1 protein-coding gene and 1 other annotated feature are annotated in these 895 nt (G+C 65.6%); the gene reads left to right on the plus strand.

Annotated elements, in window-relative coordinates:
• Positions 1–113, plus strand: a sequence feature (AL1L pseudoknot). This feature is flagged as partial in the annotation.
• The coding region (locus AC3WUM_RS25150; RefSeq protein ID WP_492414079.1) for an IS3 family transposase at positions 1–895 on the plus strand (895 nt) is incomplete at both ends. Its footprint overlaps the feature before it by 113 nt.

An 895-nucleotide genomic window follows, 5' to 3' on the forward strand; every position in this document is an offset into this window, starting at 1 on the left:
TATTTTGCCCAGGCGGAGCTCGACCGCCCGCTCAAACGATGATTGCGTTTATCGACGATCACCGGAAGGTCCATGGGGTCGAGCCGATCTGCAGGCTGCTACAGATCGCCCCATCGACGTATCACGCCCACAAGCAGCGGCAGCGCGATCCGCAGCGATGCTCGGCGCGGAGCCAGCGGGATGCGGCGCTGCTGCCAGAAGTGGAGCGGGTCTGGAATGAAAACTTCCGGGTCTATGGCGTGCGCAAGGTTTGGCGGCAGTTGCGGCGCGAAGGCTTCGGCGTGGCACGCTGCACGGTCGAGCGGCTGATGAAGCGCCTGGGCCTGCGCGGCGTGATCCGGGGCAAGGGCGTTCGGACCACCGTAAGCAATCCGGCGGCGCCGTGCCCGCTGGATCACGTGCAGCGGCAATTCAAGGCGGACCGACCCAATGCGCTGTGGGTCAGCGATTTCACCTACGTCTCGACCTGGCAGGGCTTCGTCTATGTGGCCTTCGTCATCGACGTGTACGCACGCCGCATCGTCGGCTGGCGGGCATCGACATCGGCGCGGACCGACTTCGTGCTCGATGCGCTGGAGCAGGCGCTGCATGCGCGCAACCCCGTCGGGCCGAACCGGCTGATTCACCACAGCGACCGCGGCGTGCAATACGTCTCGATCCGTTACACCGAGCGCCTGGCCGATGCCGGGCTGGAGCCTTCGGTGGGCAGCGTCGGCGACAGCTACGACAACGCGCTGGCCGAGACCATCAACGGCCTCTACAAGGCCGAAGTGATCCACCGCCGCTCGTCCTGGCGCACACCAGAAGAAGTCGAATGGGCGACCTTGCAATGGGTCGACTGGTACAACAACCGCCGACTGATGGAACCGCTCGGCCACATCCCGCCGGCTGAAGC

Source organism: Hydrocarboniphaga sp. FW305-C-57 (genome assembly GCF_058783045.1).